Source organism: Geminicoccus flavidas (assembly GCF_009806515.1).
Lineage (GTDB): Bacteria > Pseudomonadota > Alphaproteobacteria > Geminicoccales > Geminicoccaceae > Geminicoccus > Geminicoccus flavidus.
This window is the reverse complement of sequence record NZ_WUJP01000040.1, coordinates 1-4,266: the sequence shown is the minus strand read 5'-3', so window position 1 is coordinate 4,266 and position 4,266 is coordinate 1. Positions and strand designations below refer to the sequence as shown.

At 70.6% G+C, this 4,266-nt stretch carries 4 protein-coding genes; all 4 read left to right on the top strand.

What is annotated here, in order from left to right; translation table 11 throughout:
• Positions 1-1,364 (top strand): ATP-binding protein (locus tag EQG76_RS01035; protein ID WP_159709801.1); only part of this gene is annotated, 1,364 nt, incomplete at its 5' end.
• A 101-nt stretch (positions 1,365-1,465) separates the two neighbouring features.
• On the top strand, positions 1,466-2,755 hold the full coding sequence (locus tag EQG76_RS01030) for an NAD(P)/FAD-dependent oxidoreductase (protein WP_235031147.1): 1,290 nt from the start codon (positions 1,466-1,468) through the stop codon (positions 2,753-2,755).
• A gap of 56 nt (positions 2,756-2,811) precedes the next feature.
• The gene (locus EQG76_RS01025; RefSeq protein WP_200840461.1) at positions 2,812-3,990 is read left to right on the top strand and encodes an OpgC family protein; all 1,179 of its coding nucleotides are present in this window, start codon (positions 2,812-2,814) and stop codon (positions 3,988-3,990) included.
• 115 nt (positions 3,991-4,105) lie between these two features.
• Positions 4,106-4,266: FAD-dependent oxidoreductase (locus EQG76_RS33210; protein ID WP_159709797.1), on the top strand; the 161-nt coding region annotated here is incomplete at its 3' end.

The window sequence follows — 4,266 nt, the reverse complement described above, 5'->3', positions numbered from 1 at the left end:
TCCTCGCGGCGCCGGACGGCAGCTCCTCCACGGAGTATTTCCTGGACGTGATCTTCCAGCCGGTGCGCGACGCGTCGGGCAATATGGCCGGCATCTTCATCCAGGGCCACGACATCACCGAGCAGAAGCGGGCGGAGCAGGCGCTCCACGAGCTGAACGCGACCCTGGAGCAGCAGGTCACCGAGCGCACCCGCGAGTTGCGGGCCAACGAGGAGGCCCTGCGCCAGGCGCAGAAGATGGAGGCGGTGGGCCAGCTCACCGGCGGCATCGCCCACGACTTCAACAACATGCTCCAGGGCATCTCGGGCAGCCTGGAGATGGTGCGGCGCCGGATCGCCCAGGGTCGCATCGACGAGGTGGACCGCTACCTGAACGGAGCGCGTGAGGCGATCGAACGAGCGGCCAACCTCACCCATCGCCTGCTGGCGTTCGCCAGGCGCCAGACCCTGCAGCCCAGGCCGACCGATGCGGTCGAGCTGGTACGCGGCATGAAGGACTTCATCCGACGCTCGGTCGGCCCGGAGGTGCAGATCGAGCTGGGCCTCCAGGACCAGGTCGGCCTGGTGCTGTGCGACGCCAACCAGCTCGAGAGCGCCCTGCTCAACCTGTGCATCAACGCGCGCGACGCGATGCCGGGCGGCGGGCGGATCCTGATCACCGTCACGGAGGTGAGCCTGACGGCAGCCGACTTGCTCGCGCAGGACGATCCGCCGCCCGGCGCGTTCGTCGAGATCGCGGTGGCCGACAATGGCGTTGGCATGCCGCCGGAGGTGCTGGCCCACGCGTTCGAGCCGTTCTTCACCACCAAGCCCATCGGCCAGGGGACGGGGCTCGGCCTCAGCCAGATCTACGGCTTCGTCCACCAGTCGGGCGGGCTGCTGCGCACGACCAGCACGCCCGGCCAGGGAACCTCCATCCGGATCTACCTGCCGCGCCATGACGGCGCCCCGCCCGTCGCCGCCGAGCCCGTCCAGCCCATAGCGGCAGTGGACGAGACGGGGCGGACCGTGCTGCTGGTCGAGGATGACGAGGCGATCCGGCGGGTGACCGCCGAGCGGCTCGCCGAGGCCGGCTATCGCACGCTCCAGGCGGCCGACGGCCGCGAGGCGCTCGCGATCCTGTCGGAGCGGCGCCGGGTCGACCTGCTGGTGACCGATGTCGGCCTGCCCGGGATCCCGAATGGCCGGCAGCTCGCCGAGATCGCCCGGGCCAGCCGGCCCGGCCTCGCCGTCCTGTTCATCACCGGCTATGCCGGCGGGCGGCTGGAGCGGCATCTGGGGGAGGGCACCGAGCTCCTGGTCAAGCCGTTCTCGTTCGACATGCTGCACGCGAAGGTGCAGGCGCTGCTGCGGGCGGACGCCTGACCGACGGCGGCCCCGGCGGGATCGCAGGCGACAGAGCGACATCCAGAAGACAGGGCAGGAGCATGATGGATGCGGGACAAGATGGTGCGCCACGCTTGATCGTGGTCGGCGCCGGGTTCGGCGGGTTGAGCTGCGTCCAGGCCCTGGCCGGTGCTAGGCTGCGGATCACCCTGGTCGACCGGCGCAACTACCATCTCTTCCAGCCGCTGCTCTACCAGGTCGCGACCGCGGCCCTGTCGCCCGCGGACATTGCCTGGCCGATCCGCAGCATCCTGCGCCGCCAGCGGAACGTGGAGGTGCAACTGGGCCGGGTCGTCGCCGTGGACCATGCGGCGCGCGTGGTCATACTGAGCGACGGGCGGCGTCTTCCTTATGACTGGCTGGTACTCGCCACCGGCGCCCGCCATGCCTATTTCGGCCATGACGAATGGGAGGAACGGGCGCCCGGGCTCAAGCGCATCGCCGATGCGACCCAGATCCGCGAGCGGATCCTGACCAGGCTGGAGCAAGCGGAGCTGGCCGATGATCCGGCGACGAGGCGCCCGCTGCTCACCTTCGTGGTGGTGGGTGGCGGCCCCACCGGGGTGGAGATGGCAGGCGCCATCGCGGAGCTCACCCGCCACGCGCTGGCCCGCGACTTCCGGCGGATCGGCCCGGAAGATGCCCGGGTCGTGCTGATCGAGGGCAGCGACCGCCTGCTGGGGGCATTTCCTCCGGAGCTGTCGGCCCGGACTGGGCAGGCCTTGGAAAAACTGGGCGTGGAGCTTCGCCTCGGCCATCAGGTGACTGCGATCGACGAGGGGGGTGTCACCGCCGCCGACCTGCACATCCCGGCCGGCTCGGTGGTCTGGGCAGCGGGCGTGCAGGCCTCCCCCGTGGCACGGTGGCTGGACGTGCCGGCGGACCGGGCCGGCCGGGTGGCCGTGGACCAGCATCTCGAAGTGCCCGGACGGCCGGGCGTGTTCGTGATCGGCGATGCCGCAGCCGTGCCGTGGCCGGGCGGCGGTCTGGTGCCCGGCATCGCGCCGGCCGCCAAGCAGATGGGTCACCACGTCGCCCGCCGCCTGCGCTTCCTCCTGGGTGAGGCGACTGAGCCCGCGCCGTTCCGCTACCGTCATGCCGGCAACCTCGCCACGATCGGCCGCCGGGCCGCGGTGGTCGATTTCGGCCGGATCCGCCTGAGCGGCTACTTCGCCTGGTTGGTGTGGGGGGTGGCGCACATCTATTTCCTGATCAGTTGGCGCAACCGCCTGATGGTCGCGATCAACTGGCTGTGGGACTATGTCACCTTCCAGCGCGGCGCCCGGTTGATCGTCGGTGCGAACACCGTGTCGCCGTCGGAACCGGCTGGCGGGGTGCGCGACGTGGACAGCAAGCCGCCGCCCGTGTAGCCGGCCAGGCGGGGAACGGGCCGGCCGCATGGGGCCGGGCCGCCGGCCAGCCGGGGGTGTCCGTGGACGGTCAGGGTCATCGGCGCAGCGAGCGCGACCTGCGGCTCGACTTCTTCCGTGGCATCGGGATGTGCATCATCCTGATCGCCCACATCCCGGGCAATGCCTGGGTCAACTGGATCCCCGCCCGCTTCGGCTTCTCCGACGCCACCGAGATCTTCGTGTTCTGCTCCGGCATGGCGTCCGCCCATGCGTTCGCCCGGGTGTTCGACCGGCATGGCTGGACGGTCGGCACGCTCAGGATCGGGCTCAGGGTCTGGCAGATCTGGTGGGCCCAGATCGGGGTGTTCATCGCCGTGCTGGCCCTGATGGTGGCGGCCGACCGCCTGTTTGAAACCGATGCCTATACCAGGCTCCTCCAGCTCCAGCGCTTTCTGACCGATCCGGGCAGCGGGCTCCTGGGGCTCATGAGCCTGACCTATGTGCCCAACTATTTCGACATCCTGCCGATGTACCTGGTGATCCTGGTGCTGATCCCGGTGATGCTGGGGCTGGAGCGGCTCCAGGGCAGGGGTGCCGCACTCGCGGCGATGGTCCTGCTCTGGTGCCTGGCTCAGACGCGGCTGATCGCACTGCCCGCGGACCCCTGGATGACGCGGCAGTGGTTCTTCGACCCGTTCGGCTGGCAGCTCGTCTTCTTTACCGGCTTTGCCCTGGTGCGCGGCTGGCTGCCGGCACCACCGCGCAGCGCCGCCCTGGCGCTGGCGGCCGTGGCGGTCATCGCCCTGGCAGTGCCGTTCTCCTGGCTGCCGCTCGTCCGGGCATTGCCGGTCCTCGAGTTGGTGCGCGACCTCATTCTGCCACTCACCGGCAAGACCCAGTTCGGCCTCCTGCGCTTCGTGCATTTCCTGGCGCTCGCCTACCTCGCTTGGTGGCTGGTCGGCCCGGCGGGCAGCCGGCTTGATGGGATGCTGGTACGCGGCTGCGTCCTGATCGGCCGCCAGTCGCTGGCCGTGTTCCTGGCAGGCCTGGTGGCAGCGCAGGTCCTGGGCATCGTCCTGCATCGCTCGGGCGGCGGACCGGTGGTCGTGCCGCTCCTGAACCTGGCGGGCATCCTCGTGCTGCTCGTCACCGGCGGGGTCGTCGACTGGTACAAGGCGCAGCCCTGGACCCGGCCGGCCACGCGCTCGGCCGACGCACCACCACCACTCGCCCGGCCGGTCGGCCTGTCCTGAGCGGGCCGGGACGGCCGGACCTGCCCCTGCGCGGCGATCGAGGTCGCCTCTGTCGCTTCGCGCTCGGCACCACCCCGGGCTAGACAGGCAGCCGCAACAGCGACAAGGCGCAGCGATGGGTCAGGATCTGCCTTCCAGGACCGAGGTGATCGTCATCGGCGGCGGCGTGATCGGCTGCTCGATCAGCTACCACCTGGCCAGGCTCGGCATCACCGACACGCTGCTCCTGGAGCGCCGCCAGCTCACCTGCGGCACGACCTGGCACGCGGCGGGGCT